The sequence below is a fragment of the Micromonospora sp. C31 genome, from assembly GCF_018070575.1.
Classification (GTDB): domain Bacteria; phylum Actinomycetota; class Actinomycetes; order Mycobacteriales; family Micromonosporaceae; genus Micromonospora.
In genome coordinates, this window is sequence record NZ_JAGPXN010000007.1 from 14,006 (window position 1) to 30,514 (window position 16,509).

Here is a 16,509-nt window from a genome sequence, read left to right on the forward strand (position 1 = left end):
CGTGTCGATCCGCCGCCCGGCATGTGGGCTACGCGCGGGGCCCGTAGACCCGTGGTCCGGCGCGCGCCGCAGCGGAGCGACGGGGGATCGCGTGCGGCGCTGGGCCGCCCGGCCCGGCCGATGACGGGCCGGGCCGGGCGGCGGGTCGGTTGGTGGGAGAGGGTCAGGCGGCGGTGGCCCAGATGGCCCGGAAGGCTGCCGCCTCGCCGGCCAGCCAGCGCTCGATCTGCTCGGGGCGGGCGTCGGCGGGCATCCGGTGGGCCTCGCCCCGGCGCACGTCGACCAGGACCGGCTCGGCGTGCGGGAGCACCGCGTCCATGTGCCGGGCCATCAGGTGCAGGGTGGCGAGCGTCGCCTCCTCGCTGGGCGGTGCCTCGTCGAAGTGCAGTCGGACGGCCTCGACGCGGCCGTCGGCGTGGCGTACGCCGAACTGGGGGTTGACCTTGACGGGGAGGTCGCCGAGCATCGCGAGCGCGTCGCGGGTCTGGGCGAGGTCGACGGACCTCGGCTCGCCGAGGGAACGCAGCCAGGTCGTCGCGCCGGGGACGAGGGCCTGGTAGAGCGGACGCCAGCGCGGCTTGACCGCGTCGGCCACCTGGTCGAGGTGGGTGCCGCCGGTGTGGAAGGCGATGTCGGCCTTGAGTGCCTTGACGAACTGGCCGTGCGGGTTGAAGCCGGAGCGGCTGGCCCGCTGCTTGCGCAGGCCCCCGACGAAGGTGGCCTTCGTCGGGCCGGTGCGGTCGACGTAGCGGGTGAAACCGAGCAGGGTGGCGTAGGGGGTGGGTGGGGCGGAGGCGGGCGTGGTCACGGGCGTCCTCCCAGGTCAGGACCTCGATTAGTACACACATTCTAATCGACGGGTGTGACATCTCCCAGGCTTTGCGGAGGGTTCCTCGGGCGTCCTGGCGAGGGCGGGCACGATGGAGAGTCACCCCTGCGTCGCGGAAGATCCACACCATGCCGGCGGCCCCGCCGAGGCGCCCCCGCACGTTCGCGGGCCGGGCAGTGTCCGCCTGGCCGCCGCGCCGTCGTGTGCGGCACCCATTCCCGAAAGGGTTTTCCGCCTCGGACAGAAAGAAGGGAAAGGGAGCGTCCGCCCCTTTCCCTTCTCAACATATATCGCACCCGGGGGCTTGCGGCAAGACCCGGTCTGTGCCGCAGAATCACCGGCCGAGGCCGCGAGCTGCGGAAACGGAACCCATGAAATGAACTAGATCGGAGTTGCCGTGAATCCTCTGACGGCCGGCGCGTTCGACCTTCCCGACCGCCTCGCCCCCAAGGCCGAACCGACGTTGATCGCCGCCGACGAGCGGCACTTCGCGGCCGTCGCGCGGAGCATCGAACAGTCGATCACCGAACTGTCCGACCGCCTGGACGCCGAGCGCAGGGCCCCCGGTGGCAAGGGCCGGCAGGCGGTGGACCGGGACATGGAGGTCCGTCGGCTGGCCGCCCGCCTGCGCACACTGCGCCGCTTCGGCGTGGACCTGTGCCTCGGCCGCATGGTGGGCACGGACGACTCCGCGCCCGGGTACGTCGGACGACGTGGCCTCACCGACGGCGCAGGCCGCCGGCTGCTGCTCGACTGGCGTTCCCCCGCGGCCGAGCCGTTCTTCGCGGCGACCCACGCCAACCCGATGGGTCTGACGAGCCGCCGCAGGTACCGCTGGACCCGTGGTCGGATCACCGACTACTGGGACGAGGTGTTCACCCCGGACGGGTTCGAGGGCCACGCCGTCACGCTCGACGACCAGTCCGCATTCCTCGCCAGCCTGGGCACCAGCAGGTCGTCGCGGATGCGCGACGTGCTCGGCACGATCCAGGCCGACCAGGACGCCATCATCCGCGCGGGATCGAGCGGCGCGCTCGTCGTCGACGGCGGTCCCGGCACCGGCAAGACCGTCGTCGCCCTGCACCGCACCGCGTACCTCCTCTACGCCGACCCGCGCCTCGGCCAGCGCCGGGGCGGCGTGCTGTTCGTCGGTCCGCACCAGCCCTACCTGGCGTACGTCTCCGACGTCCTGCCCAGCCTGGGGGAGGAGGACGTGCAGACCTGCACCCTGCGGGACCTCGTACCCGAGGGCGCCGCGGCGGGCATCGAGGCCGACCCGGACGTGGCCCGGCTGAAGTCGTCGGCGGAGCTGGTGCGGGCGATCGAGGCGGCCGTCAGGTTCTACGAGGAGCCGCCGGCCGAAGCGATGACGGTCAGCACCGACGAGGCCGACATCCGGCTGAGCGCCGACGACTGGGCCCAGGCGTTCGAGGCGCCGGGGCCCGGCACGCCGCACAACGAGGCGCGCGACGAGGTCTGGGAGGAACTGCTGACGATCCTGGTGGAGAAGTACGACGGCGACGAGCCGGACGACCTGGTCCGCGCCTCGCTGCTGCGCAACCGGGAACTGCGCACGGCGTTCAACCGGGCCTGGCCGCTGATCGAGGCGACCGACCTCGTCGGCGACCTGTGGTCGGTGCCCGCCTACCTGCGCAGGTGCGCTCCCTGGCTCAGCCCCGACGAGGTCCGCAGGCTGCAGCGCCGCGACGCCGCGGCCTGGACGGTGTCCGACCTGCCGCTGCTGGACGCGGCACGGCAGCGGCTCGGCGATGCGGAGGCGTCCGGGCGCAGGCGCCGGCAGGAGGCCTTCGTCGCCGTCGAACGCGCGCGCATGGCCGCGGTCGTCGACGACCTGATCGAGGCCCACGTCTACGACGACGGCGAGGGCGTGCTGTCGAGCCTGCGCCAGCTGGACCTCCAGGACGCCCTGGTCGACGAGACCGCACTGCCCGGTGCCGAGCCGGACCTGCTCGCCGGACCGTTCGCCCACATCGTGGTGGACGAGGCCCAGGAGCTGACCGACGCCGAGTGGCAGATGCTGCTGCTGCGCTGCCCGTCGGGAAGCTTCACCGTCGTCGGGGACCGGGCCCAGGCCCGGCACGGGTTCACGGAGTCGTGGCGGGAACGGCTCGGGCGGATCGGGCTCCACCGGGTCACCCTGGCATCCCTGACCGTCAACTACCGGACGCCGGAGGAGGTCATGGCGGCGGCCGAGCCCGTCATCCGGGCCGTGCTCCCCGACGCCAACGTGCCGACCTCCATTCGCCGCGGCGGCGTTCCCGTCGCACACGGCTCGGCCGCCGACCTGGGAGCGATCCTCGACACGTGGCTCGCCGCGCACGCCGAGGGCACCGCCTGCGTCATCGGCGATCCCACGTTCCGGACGACGTCCAGGGTCCGGTCACTGACGCCTGAGCTGGCCAAGGGGCTCGAGTTCGACCTGGTCGTCCTGGTCGACCCGGAGGCGTTCGGCGCAGGCGTGCAGGGCGCGGTCGACCGCTACGTCGCGATGACCCGGGCGACCCGGCAGCTCGTCGTCCTCACCAGGTGACCGCCGCCCGGCGGCACGCCGCCGGGCGGCGATCAGAGCTGGCCGACCGAGGTGATCCGGACGACCGCCGCGCCCGCCTCGTCGGAGGCCGCGAGGTCGACCTCGGCGCTGATGCCCCAGTCGTGGTCCTCCTCGGGGTCGTCGAGGATCTGCCGGACCGTCCACCGTTCCCGGCCCTGCTCGATCATGAGCAGCGCGGGGCCGCGCGCGTCCGGCCCCACCCCGATGGAGTCGTACGCCTCGAAGTACGGCTCCAGCGCGTCGGCCCACGCGTCCGCGTCCCAGCCCGACGCGGCGTCCAGCTCGCCGAGGTCGTACCAGCGGCGCAGGGCGGTCAGCTCGACCCGGCGGAACAGGGCGTTGCGCACCAGCACCCGGAAGGCGCGGGCGTTGCGGGTGACCACCGGCACGCGGTCGTCCAGCGCCTCGGCGGCCTCGGCGGCGTCGGTGGGGTTGCGCAGCCGCTCCCACTCGTCGATGAGGCTGGAGTCGACCTGGCGGACCAGCTCGCCGAGCCACTCGATGAGGTCGACCAGCTCCTCGGTCTTGGCGTCCTCGGGCACCGTCTGCCGCAGCGTCTTGTACGCGTCCGCGAGGTAGCGCAGCACGAGGCCCTCGGAGCGGGTCAGGCCGTAGAACTGCACGTACTCGGTGAAGGTCATCGCCCGCTCGTACATGTCCCGCACGACGGACTTGGGGGAGAGCTGGTGGTCGGCGACCCACGGGTGCCCCTGCCGGTACATCTCGTACGCCGAGTCCAGCAGTTCCGCCAGCGGCTTCGGGTGGGTCACCCCGTCGAGGAGTTCGAGGCGGGCCTCGTACTCGATGCCCTCCGCCTTCATGGCGGCGACCGCCTCGCCGCGGGCCTTGAACTGCTGCGCGGAGAGCACCTGACGCGGGTCGTCGAGGATCGACTCGATCACCGAGAGCACGTCGAGGGCGTACGCGGGGGACTCGACGTCGAGCAGCTCGATCGTGGCCAGCGCCAGCGGGGAGAGCGGCTGGTTGAGCGCGAAGTCGAGCTGGAGGTCGACGGTGAGGCGGACCCGTCGCCCGGTCTCGTCGGGTTCGTCGAGCTGCTCGACGACCCCGCCCGCGCGCAGCGCCCGGTAGATGGCGATGGCGCGGCGGACGTGCCGGCGCTGGGCGGCGCGGTCCTCGTGGTTGTCGGTGAGCAGGTGCCGCATCGCGGCGAACGCGTCGCCGGGGCGGCCGATGACGTTGAGCAGCATCGAGTGGCTGACGTGGAAGCTGGAGGTCAGCGGCTCCGGCTCGGCGTCGACCAGGCGGTCGAAGGTGGGCCTCCCCCAGCCGATCGAGCCCTCCGGCGGCTTCTTGCGCACCACCTTGCGTCGCTTCTTCGGGTCGTCGCCGGCCTTGGCGAGCGCCTTCTCGTTGTCGATGACGTGCTCGGGGGCCTGCACGACGACCCGGCCGACGGTGTCGAACCCGGCCCGTCCGGCCCGCCCGGCGATCTGGTGGAACTCGCGGGCCTTGAGCAGCCGGGTGCGCACCCCGTCGTACTTGGACAGGCCGGTGAACAGCACGGTGCGGATCGGCACGTTGATGCCGACGCCGAGCGTGTCGGTGCCGCAGATGACCTTGAGCAGGCCGGCCTGGGCCAGGGTCTCGACCAGCCGGCGGTACTTGGGCAGCATCCCGGCGTGGTGCACGCCGATGCCGTGCCGCACCAGCCGGGACAGGGTCTTGCCGAAGCCGGAGGTGAACCGGAAGTTGCCGATCGCGGTGGCGATCATGTCCTTCTCGGCGCGGGTGCAGACGTTGACGCTCATCAGCGCCTGGGCGCGTTCCAGGGCGGCTGCCTGGGTGAAGTGCACGACGTAGACAGGGGCCTGCTTCGTCTCCAGCAGCTCCTCGAGCGTCTCGTGCAGCGGCGTCATCGCGTACGAGAAGATCAGCGGGACCGGCCGCTCGGCGGAACGGACGACGGCGGTGGGCCGGCCGGTGCGCCGGGCCAGGTCGTCCACGAAGCGGGTGGTGTCTCCCAGCGTGGCGGACATCAGGACGAACTGCGCCTGCGGCAGCTCGATGAGCGGCACCTGCCACGCCCAGCCCCGGTCGGGCTCGGCGTAGAAGTGGAACTCGTCCATGACCACCTGGCCGACGTCGGCGCGCTCGCCCTCGCGTAACGCGAGGTTGGCCAGGATCTCGGCGGTGCAGCAGATGATCGGCGCGTCGGCGTTGACGCTGGCGTCGCCGGTCAGCATGCCGACGTTGTCGGCGCCGAAGACCTCGCAGAGGGCGAAGAACTTCTCCGACACCAGCGCCTTGATCGGGGCGGTGTAGAAGGTCGTCCGGTCGTCCGCCAGGGCCGCGAAGTGCGCCGCGATCGCGACCAGGCTCTTGCCGGAGCCGGTCGGCGTATTCATGATCACGTTGGCGCCGGAGACGATCTCGATGACCGCCTCCTCCTGGTGGGGGTAGAGGTCGAGGCCGCGCTCCTTCGCCCAGCCGGCGAACGCGTCGAACAGGGTGTCGGGGTCGGCGCTTGTCGGCAGCGCGGCGGTGAGCGTCATAGCGGGTCCCATGGTGCCTGGACGATGCCCCCGAGCGCCAACCGGCCCGGGCGGTCGAGATGTTAGGAAGGGCCCCTTGTACAACGGAATCCGTTAAGAAGGGGCCCTTCCTTTCACGACCGGCGGTGGATCAGGTCGAAGATCGGGCGGCCGGCGCGCAGGGCGCGGCGCTCGAACTTGGTGACCGGACGGTGGGCGGGGCGGGGGGCGAAGCCGTCGTACGCGTCGACCAGCCCCGGGTCGGCGTCCAGGGTGTGGCGCATCGCCTCGGCGTACTCGGCCCAGTCGGTCGCGCAGTGCAGGATGCCGCCGGGCGCCAGCCGGGAGCGCAGCAGCGCGACGTGGGCCGGCTGGATGATCCGCCGCTTGTGGTGGCGGGACTTGGGCCAGGGGTCGGGGAAGAAGACGTGCACGGCGTCCAGCGCCGCCTCCGGCAGGCCCGCGACCAGGTCCAGGGCGTCGCCCTGCGCCACCCGTACGTTGCGCAGGCCGTGGCGGTCCACCAGGTCCAGCAGGTTGGCGATTCCGGGCGTGTGCACCTCGACCGCCAGATAGTCTCGGTCCGGGTCGGCGGCGGCCATCTCGGCCGTGGTGTCGCCCATGCCGGAACCGATCTCCAGCACCAGTGGGGCCCGGCGGCCGAACAGGCCGGCCAGGTCCACCGGCGTGCCGGGCCGCTCCGGGACGTGCAGGCCGTAGACCGGCCAGAGGCGGTCCAGGGCGTCGGTCTGGCGGCTGCTCATCCGGCCACGGCGCGGATGGAAGGTCCGGATCGGCCGGGCGGCGGGCGCGGGGACGGCGGCGGGGGAGTCGGTGAAGGTCACAACGACCTGAGCGTACGCGACGGCCGCGCCGGATCGGATGTGATGTTCGCCCGGGGATGGGAGAATCCATCCCGTACGGCAGACCGGGTGTCTGGTGTTGCCCGGCACTGCCCCAACGCGCCGGGAGGGGGCGTCGTGACGGTGCACCGTGGCGGTGTGGCGCTGGCGATCGCGACCGTGGTCGTCGGTCCCCTGCTCGCGGCGGCGCCCGCCCTCGCCGGTGCGCCCCAGCCGGGGCCGCCGGGGCCGAACGTCTTCGTCGAGGTCAGCCCGAGCACGGTCGAGGCGGGATACCTGGTGGGGATCCGGGCCAGTTGCCGCAACAATCTGGTCCCCGCCACCGTGGTCTCGGACGCCTTCGGCCGGGTGCAGGTGCAGCCGCAGGACGGCACGTTGACCGCCGCGCCGATGGTGCGGGAGCGCACCCGCCCCGGCAACTACCGGATCAAGCTGGAGTGCCGCGACGGCGAGAGCGCCTCGACCATGCTCCAGGTGGTCAGGGCCGTGCAGCCCAGTCGCGGCCCGGCCACCGGGTTCGGCGGGGGCACCGGCGGCTTCACCGGGGAACTGCTGCTGCCGGGTGGCGTCGCCCTGACCGTCACCGGCATCGTGCTCGCGGTCCGGGCGGGGCGCCGCCCGCGTACCGTCCGTGGCGCCGTCCGACGCTGAGCCCGTCATGGCCACCACACCCGTCCCGCAGCCGGCCGCCGCGACGGCCCGGGGGCCACGGCCGCCCGGACGACGCCCCTGGTCGGTGCCGCTGGCCGTGGTGCTGGTGCTGGCCGGGGTCTTCGCCACCGGGGCGGGGCTGGGGCGCACCGCCGGGCCGTTCGACTGGGCGGCCGGCGGCGGGCAGGACCGGCCGGCGCGCAGCGGGAGCGGGGCGCTCGCGGCCAGCCGGCCGGTGCGCCTGTCGGTTCCCGCGATCGAGGTGTCCGCGCCGGTCGCCCCGGTGGGCCAGGCCCGGGACGGGTCGATCGCCGTGCCGCCGCTGGAGCGGGCCGACGAGACCGGCTGGTACGACCGGGGCCCCACGCCGGGCGAGCCGGGCCCGTCGGTCATCGTCGGGCACGTGGACACCAGGCGCGGCCCGGCGGTCTTCCACGACCTGCACGAACTGCGCCCGGGCGACACCGTCGACGTGACCCGGGCGGACGGCTCGGTCGTGGTGTTCAAGGTCGATTCCGTGGAGCACTTCCCCAAGGAGCGGCTGCCGGCGGAACGGGTCTACGGCGACGAGGGCCCGCCGGGCCTGCGCCTGATCACCTGCGGCGGCGACTGGCTGGGCGGCCGGACGGGCTACGCCGACAACATCATCGCCTTCGCCACGATGATCTCCTCCGCCGACACCCGGTCACCTTCTTGACCGCAGGGTGATCCAGGTGGCGGCGGTGCCCGGACGCCTGGAACGTGCGATACCGTGGTTGAATGAGGACTCAGGCGAGGAATCGCCTACTCATGACCAAGGCGCTTGTGTCAGCCCGAAGGCCGAGCGGTTCCGGCGACTGCTATTCGTGGGTCTGGGTGTTGCCCGCGCCGGATGGCAGGTTCAGAGTCGCGGCGATCGAGGTGCCGAAACAGTTGGTCGACGACGACGCCTGTTTCTGCGAAGAGGACATGAGGACGCCTTATCTGAGAATCGTTGACGAGGTCGGCGAGGTGGATGCGGCGGTGCGGGAAGCTGGCGTGGACCCGGAGCAGTTGGACGCGCCGTGGAACAACGGATTTCCGCTGTGAAGTGAATGCGAATGGTATTCGAGGCTGCACCAGTCAGGCTCCGTGTCCGTCACGATCGACCGGGGACCTGCTGGACGACCTCGAACTCCAGGAGGGTGGCGCCGGAGGCGACCGGGGGGCGCTTCTCGCCGGCGTGGGCGGCGCGCGACGGGCCGGCCGCCCATGCCTGGTAGGCCTCTTCGCTCTCCCACTTCGTGTAGACGAAGTAGCGGTTCTCCCCGGCGACGGGACGCAGCAGCTCGAAGCCGAGGAACCCGGGGGAGTTCTCCACCGCCCCGGCCCGGGCGGCGAACCGCTTCTCCAACTCCTCGCCGGCACCGGGCGGGACGTCGATCGCGTTGATCTTCACGACTGCCATGGCCCAAGCCTAGCGACGACGCCGGGGCTCAGAACGACTCGACCGCCGGAACCAGGTCGGCGTCGAGGACGATCGGCGCGTGGTCGGAGGGGCCCTTGCCCTTGCGGGCCTCCCGGTCGACGTACGCCGAGCGGACCGCCCGGGCGAACGGCGCGGAGGCGTACACGAGGTCGATCCGCATGCCCTTGTTCTGGTGGAACATGCCCGCCCGGTAGTCCCAGTAGGTGAACGGGTGCGGGCCCTTCATCGGGGTGGGCACCACGTCGGAGAGCCCGAGGTCGCGCAGCGCCGCGAGGGCCGCCCGCTCCGCCGGGGTGACGTGCGTGGAGTGGGTGAACACCGCCGGGTCCCAGACGTCGGCGTCGGTGGGCGCCACGTTGAAGTCGCCGCAGACCGCCAGCGGCAGGCCGCCGGTCAGCTCCGCCTCCAGCGCGTCGCGCAGCGCCGCGAACCAGGCCAGTTTGTACGCGTAGTGCGGGTCGTCGGGAGTCCGGCCGTTCGGCACGTACACCGACCAGACCCGGGCCCCGCCGCAGGTCGCCGAGATGGCCCGGGCCTCCGGATCGGGGAAGCCCGGTTCGCCCGGGAACCCCACCGTGACGTCGGCCAGACCGACCCGGGACAGGATCGCCACCCCGTTCCACCGGCCGTCGCTGTGGCTGGCCGCCGTGTAGCCCAGCTCGCCCACCTCGGCAACCGGGAAGGCGCCGTCCGGGCACTTCGTCTCCTGGAGGCAGACGACGTCCGGCCCGGTGCCGGCCAACCAGTCGAGCAGCCGGGGCAGGCGGGCCTTCACCGAGTTCACGTTCCAGGTCGCCAGACGCATGTGACCAGCCTGCCCCATCCGCGCACGCGTCGCCGGGTCAGCTGCCCGGGGTGTCGCCCGGGCGGGTCTGCTCGGCCAGGAACCGCTCCAGCTCGGCGCCCAGCTCGTCGGCGGTGGGCAGTGGCCCGGCCTCGGCGGCCAGCAGGTTCTTCTCGCCCCGGCCACGCGCGAACGCGTCGTACTGCTCCTCCAGGGCCTGCACGAGTTGGGCGGCGTCGTCGGTCTGGGCGACCTGCCGGTCGATCTCCACGCGCACCACCTCGGCCGCCGAGCGCAGCCCGTCGCGGGGCAGCAGCAGCCCGGTGCTGCGCGACACGGACGCGAGCAGCACCTCGGCGGCGGCCGGGTACTCCGTCTGCGCGACGTAGTGCGGTACGTGGGCGGCGAAGCCGAGAGCGTCGCGGCCCAGCTCGCCGAGGCGGTACTCCAGCAGGTGCCCGACGCTGCCGGGGACCTGCACGCGCTGCAACCACGGCTCGTAGCCGGCGATCAGCTCGCGGCGGGTGGCGTGTGCGGTCACCCCGGCGGGCCGGGTGTGCGGCACGGCCATCGGGATCGAGTTGAGCCCGACGGTGAGCCGGACGTCCAGCCGGGCGGAGATCCCGGCCACGGCGGCCACGAAACGCTCCCACTGAAGGTCCGGCTCCGGGCCGGTGAGCAGGAGGAAGGGCGTCTCGTCGTCGTCGCGGAGCAGGTGCAGCTCCAGCGCCGGGGCGTCGTACGCCTCCCAGTGGTCCTCGACGAAGGTCATCACCGGTCGGCGCGAGCGGTAGTCGAAGAGCTGGTCCACGTCGAAGCGCGCGATCGGGCGGGCGTCCAGGGAGGTGAGCAGCTGCTCCCTGGCCAGTCGGGTGGCGCTTCCGGCGTCGACGAAGCCGGTGAGGGTCTGGATCAGCACCGGCTGACCGAGGTCGGGCAGATCGTCGGTGAGCTCGTAGAGCTCGTGTGGGTCGAGCACCGGTGCGGACCTCCCTGGTCGTGCGTACGGGTCGCCGTGCGGGACGGCACCCGGTTCGGGGAACGTACCCGCCATCCTCGTGCATTCCTCGCCGCGCCCCGCCGCGGGTCGTCACGTGACCAGTAATCGGGCGTATGCCCGCAACCCCGCCGTCGGGCGACGAAGCCATGTCTGTCAGGACGACCAGGCTATCGGCTGAACGGGGGAGTTTGGGGATCATGGGCCGGGCGTCGGTGGTTTGTCCGGGTTCCGGGCACGCCGGGACGGCGCGGGGCGCTGCGGAGGTCTGACCGGTCCGCGAGGTCCGTCCCCGGGGCTGCCCGGCTCGGCGCGGGCGTCCACCCGAGCCTGGCCAAATCGTGAGGAAAGCCACGAGATCACCTGAGGTGATCGGGGTGTCGGCCTGCCTAGCCTCGGCTGATGCCTGACGACCGCACCTCCGCCGACCAGACCACCGTCGGCGAGCCGATCGACCGTTCGAACGATATCCCCTCGTCCGATCGGTCAGCCAGTCTCCGTGCCGCCGGGGCGTACGCCCGCCTGCTGACGCGCGGCCCGGCCCGGGCCCGGATCGCCCTCGCCACCGGCGTGCTCTGCTGCCTCGGCCTGACCGCCGTCGCCCAGGGCGCGCGGGGCGGATCCGCCGACGCCACCCCCGACGCCGCACCCGCCCCCGCCGCGCTCGCCGAGCGTGCCGAGCCGGGCCCGGCCTCCCGCGACAAGGAGCGCGTCGCCGTCTCCGCCAGCCCCACCCGCGCCGCCGACCCGGACACCACCACCCCCGCCCCGCGCAGGACCACGCGCAAGCCGGTCGCCCCCGCTCCGGTCGCCGGCCTCGACAAGGCCCAGATGAAGAACGCCGAGGCGATCGTGCGGACCGGCCGCGAGATGGGGATGCCCCGGCGTGCCCTGGTGATCGCGGTCGCCACCGCGATGCAGGAGAGCAACCTCTACAACGTCGCCAGCGGGGTGCTCCCCGAGTCCCGCGACTACCCGCACCAGGGCATCGGGTGGGACCACGACTCGGTCGGGCTGTTCCAGCAGCGCTCCAGCAGCGGCTGGGGCGAGGTCGGGGAGCTGATGGACCCGGAGTTCGCCACCCGGCAGTTCCTCTCCGCGCTGGCCCGGGTGCCCGGCTGGCAGCAGATGCGGCTCACCGACGCCGCCCAGGCGGTGCAGATCTCGGCCTATCCGGAGCACTACGCCAAGCACGAGTCGCGGGCCACCAAGGTCGTCGCCGCGGTCCTCGAGGCCGGGCAGTAGGCTCTGACCAACCACATTGGACGGTTGTGGTTCGGGCATCCGGGGTACATGTGTTGTCGCTCCGAGGTACACATGGAACAGGCACCACCGACTGGAGGACCACATGTCACTGATGCAGCGGATCAGCACCTTCCTGCGCTCGCCCAAGGGTCAGCAGATGGTCGACCGCGGCCGGCGCGAGCTGAACAAGCCCGGCACCCAGCAGAAGCTGAAGGGCCTCGCGGCCAAGTTCCAGAACCGCCGCTGACCCGTCACCGACGACCTCTCCGACCCCCGGGAGACCCTGTGACCGATTCCGCGCCCACCGACGACCAGCCCGTCGCCGGAGGACCGCAGCCGCCGGCCGTGGTTCCGGCACCGACGCAGGAGGCCCCCGAGGCGCCGCCGCTGAAGCTCTGGGACCGGATGCGGGAAGACCCGCAGTACGCCCCGGAGCACCTCGCCCTGGAGGCCGTGCGCCGCCTGGGGCCGGAGGCGGCGCACTGGGCGGCGCGGGCCCGGGCCGAGCAGCCCGGGGCCTCCGCCGAAGCCCTGGCGGAGCAGGCGGTACGCAAGTTCGTCAACCACGCCCGGCTCTCCGGGGCGGTATCGGGCGCCGCCGGACTGCCCGGTGCCGTGATCGACGTGGGGGTGCTGGCCTGGACCCAGGCCCGGATGGTGCTGCACATCGCCGCCGCGTACGGCGTCGACCCGCTGCACGGCGACCGGGCCACCGACCTGCTGGTGCTGCAGAAGGTGCACAAGGTCGCCGAGAGCGCCCGGCTCGCGCTCGGGGTGGCCGCCGGGCGGGAGCGGGCCGGTGCGCTCTTCGGCAGCGGCGGGCAGAACCCGCTCGGCAAGGTGATGCTGCGCCTCGGCGTACGCCTGGCCCAGATGGCCGGGTTGCGCGCGGCGAAGCGGGTCTTCGCGAAGGTGGTGCCCGGTGCGGCGATCGTCCTGGGCACCTGGGCCAACTCGTCGGCGACCAAGGACCTCGCCGTGCGTTCCCACGCCCTCTACCGCCAGCACGGCGGACCCACCGTCCCCGAGCCCCGTCGGCCCTGACGCGGGCCGCTCGACGCCGAACCCGCGCCCGGTCCGCAAGGGCCGGCGCGGCCGGCGGGCGGGTCAGGAGCCGAGGCCCGAGGCGCGCCACGCCACGTCGGCCAGGCGGTCCTGGCCCGCGGCGTTCGGGTGGAACCAGTCCAGCGGGTTGACCAGTTCCAGGTCGAACCGCACCCGGTGCACGGCCCCGCCGTCGTGTCGGCAGCGCGAGCCGTACGCCTTGCAGGCGGCGGCGAGCTGGGCGTTGTAGTCGGCGATGCGCTCCCGCACGGCCGCCCGGCGCGCCCGGTCGAGCGGATCCGTCGAGGTGGGGTTCGCCAGCAGCGCCGGGCACACGCCCCGCTTCCACGCCCGCACCGCCCGCGCGTCGGTGCGCCCGACCTCCCAGAGCCGGTGCAGGTTCGGCACGCTCACCACCAGCACCCGCGCCTTCGGCCGGCCCTTCCGCAGCACCCGCAGGCCGCGGTCGACGTCGGCGCGGAACTGCTTCACCGGGGTCATCGCCTCGATGCCGCCCCGGCACACGTCGTTGGCGCCGATCAGCACGGTGACGTGGTCGACGCGGTCGCGTACCGCCCGCTGGGCCTGCCCCTCCAGCGACGCCGCGCGGGCCCCGGGGCTGGCGTGGTTGTGCATCTTGCCCCGGATCGCCGGGTTCCGGTCGAGCAGCCGCCGGTAGAGGCTGTCGACGCGCAGCCCGTCGCCGGTGGACCAGGAGTTGCGCTCGCACGAGACGAGCACCAGGCAGGAGCCGAAGCCGGTGCTGATCGAGTCGCCGAGGGCCGCGATGCCGCCGGGTGAGCCGGGCGACGGCGTCTCCCGGGGCGGGCGGGAGCCCGGCTCCCCACCGCCCTCGCAGGCGAGCGCGACCAGCGCCAGCAGGCAGGCGGCCACGGTGACCCAGCGTCGAGGCATACCATCCCCAGTCCCGCGGCGGAGAGCGACAGCGCGGTAACTTTAAGCGCGGGTGCGGTGGGGCGGCCCGCTGCTGTCGGCTATGCGGCAGACGGCTGGTCGGGCGTGGGTCCGCGTGCTAGGCGCGGATCGCGCGCCAGGCGGCGGTCGGGCGGGATCAGCGGCCTCAGACGGAGGTCAGCGCGCCGGGCGCCAGGGCGCGGCTTGGCCGTGCAGCCACCAGTGCAGGGCCCGGGTGATCCGGGGCAGCACCAGGTAGGTCATCAGCGGGGTCAGCGTGAGAGTCATCATCAGCACCCGGGCGGCCAGCGGCACGTCCGGGAGATAGCGGCTGGTGAGCAGCGTCGCGGTCAGGCTGAGCGGGAAGAACGCCAGCCAGATGGTCACCGCCTGCTTCCAGCGCGGCGGGGACGGCGACGGCACCGTCGGCTCGGCGCCGACCGGCACGGTCTGCGCCACGTGCTCCCGCGGCGGGTCGAACCAGCCCTCGATGCCGGTGCGCCGCTCGACCCGGGTGTGCTCGACGATGCCCTGCGCGGAGGAGAGCCACCAGTGCCGCTGCGGGGACTCCTCCCAGCGGCGCAGCGTCTCCTGGTCGGCGAAGCGATAGATGACGTGCCACTCGCCCGAGCCCGGCGCACTGCGCACCCAGCCGGAACCGAGGAACCCCGGGAACGCCTCGGCCAGCGCCGTCCCGGCCCGCATCCAGGCCACCATCTCGCTGGTCCGGGCGGGGTCCGTGCGCCGGGCGACGGCGACGGTCACCGGCAGCGCGTGGGTCGTCATACCGGTCATTGTCTCCGGTCGGAGCCGGTCGGGCAGGCTCACGGGCCGCCGGTGTAACGCACCCCACGCACGGGGTGACGCGGCCCACGGACGCGGCGGCCCGGGGAGACTGGCACACCCCCCGGGGCCGCCCGGGGGAGTCGATCGGCCCAGCGGGTTAAGCCGGCCGATCGGGGGTAGGTCGGTGCAATGACGAGATCGCAGCCCCGGCGCGCCCGTGGCACGGTCGGCCACGCCTACAGCGCGCTCAACATGCGGCTCCTGCTGGCCAGCTTCGGGCTGGTGACCATGACCGTCTTCGCGGTGCTGGCGTTCTACGCGGACCTGGCGTGGCTGGGGGTCCTCTGCGTGGTCTTCGCGGTGGTCGCGGTGGTCGACCTGATCATCATCCAGCGCCGCCGCGCCGCCCGCCGCCGGGAGGAACCGGGAGCCCGCCACTCACTGTTCGAGTGACAGGAGTCAGACATGCCCATCGCGACCACCAATCCCGCGACCGGAGAGACGCTCAAGACCTACGACCCGATGTCGGCGGAGCAGGTCGACGCCGCGATCGAACGGGCCGACGTGGCGTACCGGCAGTTGCGCGGCACCACGATCGACCAGCGCGGTCGCTGGCTGAACGCGGCGGCCGACCTGCTGCAGGCCGAACGCGACGAGATCGCCCGGCTGATGACCACCGAGATGGGCAAGACGTACGCGTCGGCCGGGGCCGAGGTGACCAAGTGCGCCACCGCCTGCCGCTTCTACGCGGCGAAGGCGGCCGACTTCCTCGCCGACGAGCCCGCCGACGCGGGGGCGGTCAAGGCCACCCGGGCCTTCGTCCGCTACCAGCCGATCGGGCCGGTGCTCGCCGTGATGCCGTGGAACTTCCCGCTCTGGCAGGTGCTGCGCTTCGCCGCGCCGGCCCTGATGGCCGGCAACACCGGCCTGCTCAAGCACGCCTCCAACGTGCCGCAGACCGCGCTGCTGCTGGAGGACCTGTTCCGCCGTGCCGGCTTCCCGGAGGGGGCGTTCACCGCGCTGCTGGTCGGCTCGGCCGAGGTCGACCGGGTGCTCAGCGACCCCCGGGTGCGGGCGGCGACGTTGACGGGCAGCGAGGGCGCCGGCCGGTCGATCGCCCAGATCGCCGGCCGGGAGCTGAAGAAGACCGTGCTGGAACTCGGCGGCAGCGACCCGTTCGTGGTGATGCCGTCGGCGGACCTCGACCGGGCCGCCGAGGTCGCCACCACCGCCCGCTGCCAGAACAACGGTCAGTCCTGCATCGCCGCCAAGCGGTTCATCGTGCACGCCGACGTCTTCGACGCCTTCGCCGAGGCGTTCGCCGCGAGGATGTCGGCCCTGCGCGTCGGCGACCCGATGGATCCCGACACCGATGTCGGCCCGCTGGCCAGCGAGGGTGGGCGCGACGAGATCCACGCCCAGGTACGCGACGCCGTGGACAAGGGCGCCACGGTGCTCTGCGGCGGCGAGCCGCCCGCCGGCCCCGGCTGGTACTACCCGCCGACGGTGGTCACCGACCTGCGCCCCGAGATGCGGATGTGGTCCGAGGAGGTCTTCGGCCCCGTCGCCGGCCTCTGGCGGGTGTCGTCGTACGACGAGGCGATCGAGGTGGCCAACGGCACCTCCTTCGGCCTGGGATCCAACGCCTGGACCCGCGACCCGGAGGAGCAGGAGCGCTTCGCCACCGACCTGGACGCCGGGAACGTCTTCATCAACGGGATGACCACGTCCTACCCGCAACTGCCCTTCGGCGGGGTGAAGAACTCCGGCTACGGCCGCGAGCTCTCCGCACTCGGCATGCGGGAGTTCTGCAACACGAAGACCGTCTGGGTGGGCGAGGGGGCCGCGTCGGCCGGCGCCGGGGCGCACGCGGAGTAGCCC

General features: G+C 73.1%; 17 protein-coding genes. 9 read left to right on the forward strand and 8 right to left on the reverse strand.

The annotated features are described in order from the left end of the window. Nucleotides 1–163 precede the first annotated feature (163 nt). Nucleotides 164–808: a hypothetical protein gene (locus KBX06_RS11405; RefSeq protein ID WP_210834450.1), complete on the reverse strand. Its 645-nt coding sequence runs from the start codon at nucleotides 806–808 to the stop codon at nucleotides 164–166. A gap of 427 nt (nucleotides 809–1,235) precedes the next feature. On the opposite strand from KBX06_RS11405, the gene helR reads away from it, so the two are divergent. Further along, nucleotides 1,236–3,380, forward strand: a complete 2,145-nt coding sequence (helR, locus tag KBX06_RS11410) for an RNA polymerase recycling motor ATPase HelR (protein ID WP_210834658.1) — start codon at nucleotides 1,236–1,238, stop codon at nucleotides 3,378–3,380. A 32-nt stretch (nucleotides 3,381–3,412) separates the two neighbouring features. Here helR and KBX06_RS11415 read toward each other — a convergent pair whose 3' ends face one another. Together KBX06_RS11415 and trmB are read right to left on the reverse strand one after the other, a co-directional pair. Further along, entirely contained in the window at nucleotides 3,413–5,917 is a 2,505-nt protein-coding gene (locus KBX06_RS11415; protein ID WP_210834451.1) for an RNA helicase, read from the reverse strand. Nucleotides 5,918–6,030: 113 nt separating this feature from the next. Further along, nucleotides 6,031–6,660, reverse strand: coding sequence for a tRNA (guanosine(46)-N7)-methyltransferase TrmB (trmB, locus tag KBX06_RS11420; protein ID WP_247685723.1), 630 nt, complete (start codon nucleotides 6,658–6,660; stop codon nucleotides 6,031–6,033). Between the two features lie 222 nt (nucleotides 6,661–6,882). Between trmB and KBX06_RS11425 the strand changes: the two genes are divergently transcribed. The 3 genes from KBX06_RS11425 to KBX06_RS11435 all read left to right on the forward strand — a co-directional run bounded on the left by KBX06_RS11425 (nucleotide 6,883) and on the right by KBX06_RS11435 (nucleotide 8,478). Beyond that, nucleotides 6,883–7,410 carry a hypothetical protein gene (locus KBX06_RS11425; protein WP_210834660.1) on the forward strand — a complete coding sequence of 176 codons (528 nt, stop codon included), beginning with the start codon at nucleotides 6,883–6,885 and terminating at the stop codon, nucleotides 7,408–7,410. Nucleotides 7,411–7,417: 7 nt separating this feature from the next. Beyond that, nucleotides 7,418–8,107 (forward strand): class F sortase, encoded by a 690-nt coding sequence (locus tag KBX06_RS11430; protein ID WP_210834453.1) that lies wholly within the window; start codon nucleotides 7,418–7,420, stop codon nucleotides 8,105–8,107. A gap of 92 nt (nucleotides 8,108–8,199) precedes the next feature. Continuing rightward, the gene (locus tag KBX06_RS11435) at nucleotides 8,200–8,478 is read left to right on the forward strand and encodes a hypothetical protein (protein WP_210834454.1); all 279 of its coding nucleotides are present in this window, start codon (nucleotides 8,200–8,202) and stop codon (nucleotides 8,476–8,478) included. Between the two features lie 49 nt (nucleotides 8,479–8,527). Here KBX06_RS11435 and KBX06_RS11440 read toward each other — a convergent pair whose 3' ends face one another. The 3 genes from KBX06_RS11440 to KBX06_RS11450 are packed head-to-tail and all read right to left on the reverse strand — an operon-like array spanning nucleotide 8,528 to nucleotide 10,620. After that, nucleotides 8,528–8,836: an antibiotic biosynthesis monooxygenase gene (locus tag KBX06_RS11440; protein WP_210834455.1), complete on the reverse strand. Its 309-nt coding sequence runs from the start codon at nucleotides 8,834–8,836 to the stop codon at nucleotides 8,528–8,530. Between the two features lie 28 nt (nucleotides 8,837–8,864). Continuing rightward, nucleotides 8,865–9,662 carry an exodeoxyribonuclease III gene (locus tag KBX06_RS11445; RefSeq protein ID WP_210834456.1) on the reverse strand — a complete coding sequence of 266 codons (798 nt, stop codon included), beginning with the start codon at nucleotides 9,660–9,662 and terminating at the stop codon, nucleotides 8,865–8,867. Between the two features lie 37 nt (nucleotides 9,663–9,699). Then, nucleotides 9,700–10,620 carry a proteasome assembly chaperone family protein gene (locus KBX06_RS11450; RefSeq protein ID WP_210834457.1) on the reverse strand — a complete coding sequence of 307 codons (921 nt, stop codon included), beginning with the start codon at nucleotides 10,618–10,620 and terminating at the stop codon, nucleotides 9,700–9,702. A gap of 420 nt (nucleotides 10,621–11,040) precedes the next feature. Between KBX06_RS11450 and KBX06_RS11455 the strand changes: the two genes are divergently transcribed. The 3 genes from KBX06_RS11455 (at nucleotide 11,041) to KBX06_RS11465 (ending at nucleotide 12,927) form a co-directional block, all read left to right on the forward strand. After that, nucleotides 11,041–11,883, forward strand: coding sequence for a peptidase M23 (locus tag KBX06_RS11455; protein WP_374225617.1), 843 nt, complete (start codon nucleotides 11,041–11,043; stop codon nucleotides 11,881–11,883). 103 nt (nucleotides 11,884–11,986) lie between these two features. Next, nucleotides 11,987–12,130: a hypothetical protein gene (locus KBX06_RS11460; protein WP_210834458.1), complete on the forward strand. Its 144-nt coding sequence runs from the start codon at nucleotides 11,987–11,989 to the stop codon at nucleotides 12,128–12,130. Between the two features lie 38 nt (nucleotides 12,131–12,168). Further along, on the forward strand, nucleotides 12,169–12,927 hold the full coding sequence (locus KBX06_RS11465; protein WP_210834459.1) for an EcsC family protein: 759 nt from the start codon (nucleotides 12,169–12,171) through the stop codon (nucleotides 12,925–12,927). 63 nt (nucleotides 12,928–12,990) lie between these two features. Here KBX06_RS11465 and KBX06_RS11470 read toward each other — a convergent pair whose 3' ends face one another. Together KBX06_RS11470 and KBX06_RS11475 are read right to left on the reverse strand one after the other, a co-directional pair. Next, entirely contained in the window at nucleotides 12,991–13,842 is an 852-nt protein-coding gene (locus tag KBX06_RS11470) for a GDSL-type esterase/lipase family protein (RefSeq protein WP_210834460.1), read from the reverse strand. 177 nt (nucleotides 13,843–14,019) lie between these two features. Next, nucleotides 14,020–14,628 carry an antibiotic biosynthesis monooxygenase gene (locus tag KBX06_RS11475; RefSeq protein WP_374225618.1) on the reverse strand — a complete coding sequence of 203 codons (609 nt, stop codon included), beginning with the start codon at nucleotides 14,626–14,628 and terminating at the stop codon, nucleotides 14,020–14,022. Nucleotides 14,629–14,817: 189 nt separating this feature from the next. Between KBX06_RS11475 and KBX06_RS11480 the strand changes: the two genes are divergently transcribed. Further along, complete coding sequence (locus KBX06_RS11480) at nucleotides 14,818–15,081, forward strand: DUF6343 family protein (protein ID WP_210834462.1); 264 nt, start codon at nucleotides 14,818–14,820, stop codon at nucleotides 15,079–15,081. A gap of 12 nt (nucleotides 15,082–15,093) precedes the next feature. Beyond that, nucleotides 15,094–16,506, forward strand: a complete 1,413-nt coding sequence (locus KBX06_RS11485; protein WP_210834463.1) for an NADP-dependent succinic semialdehyde dehydrogenase — start codon at nucleotides 15,094–15,096, stop codon at nucleotides 16,504–16,506. Nucleotides 16,507–16,509 lie beyond the last annotated feature (3 nt).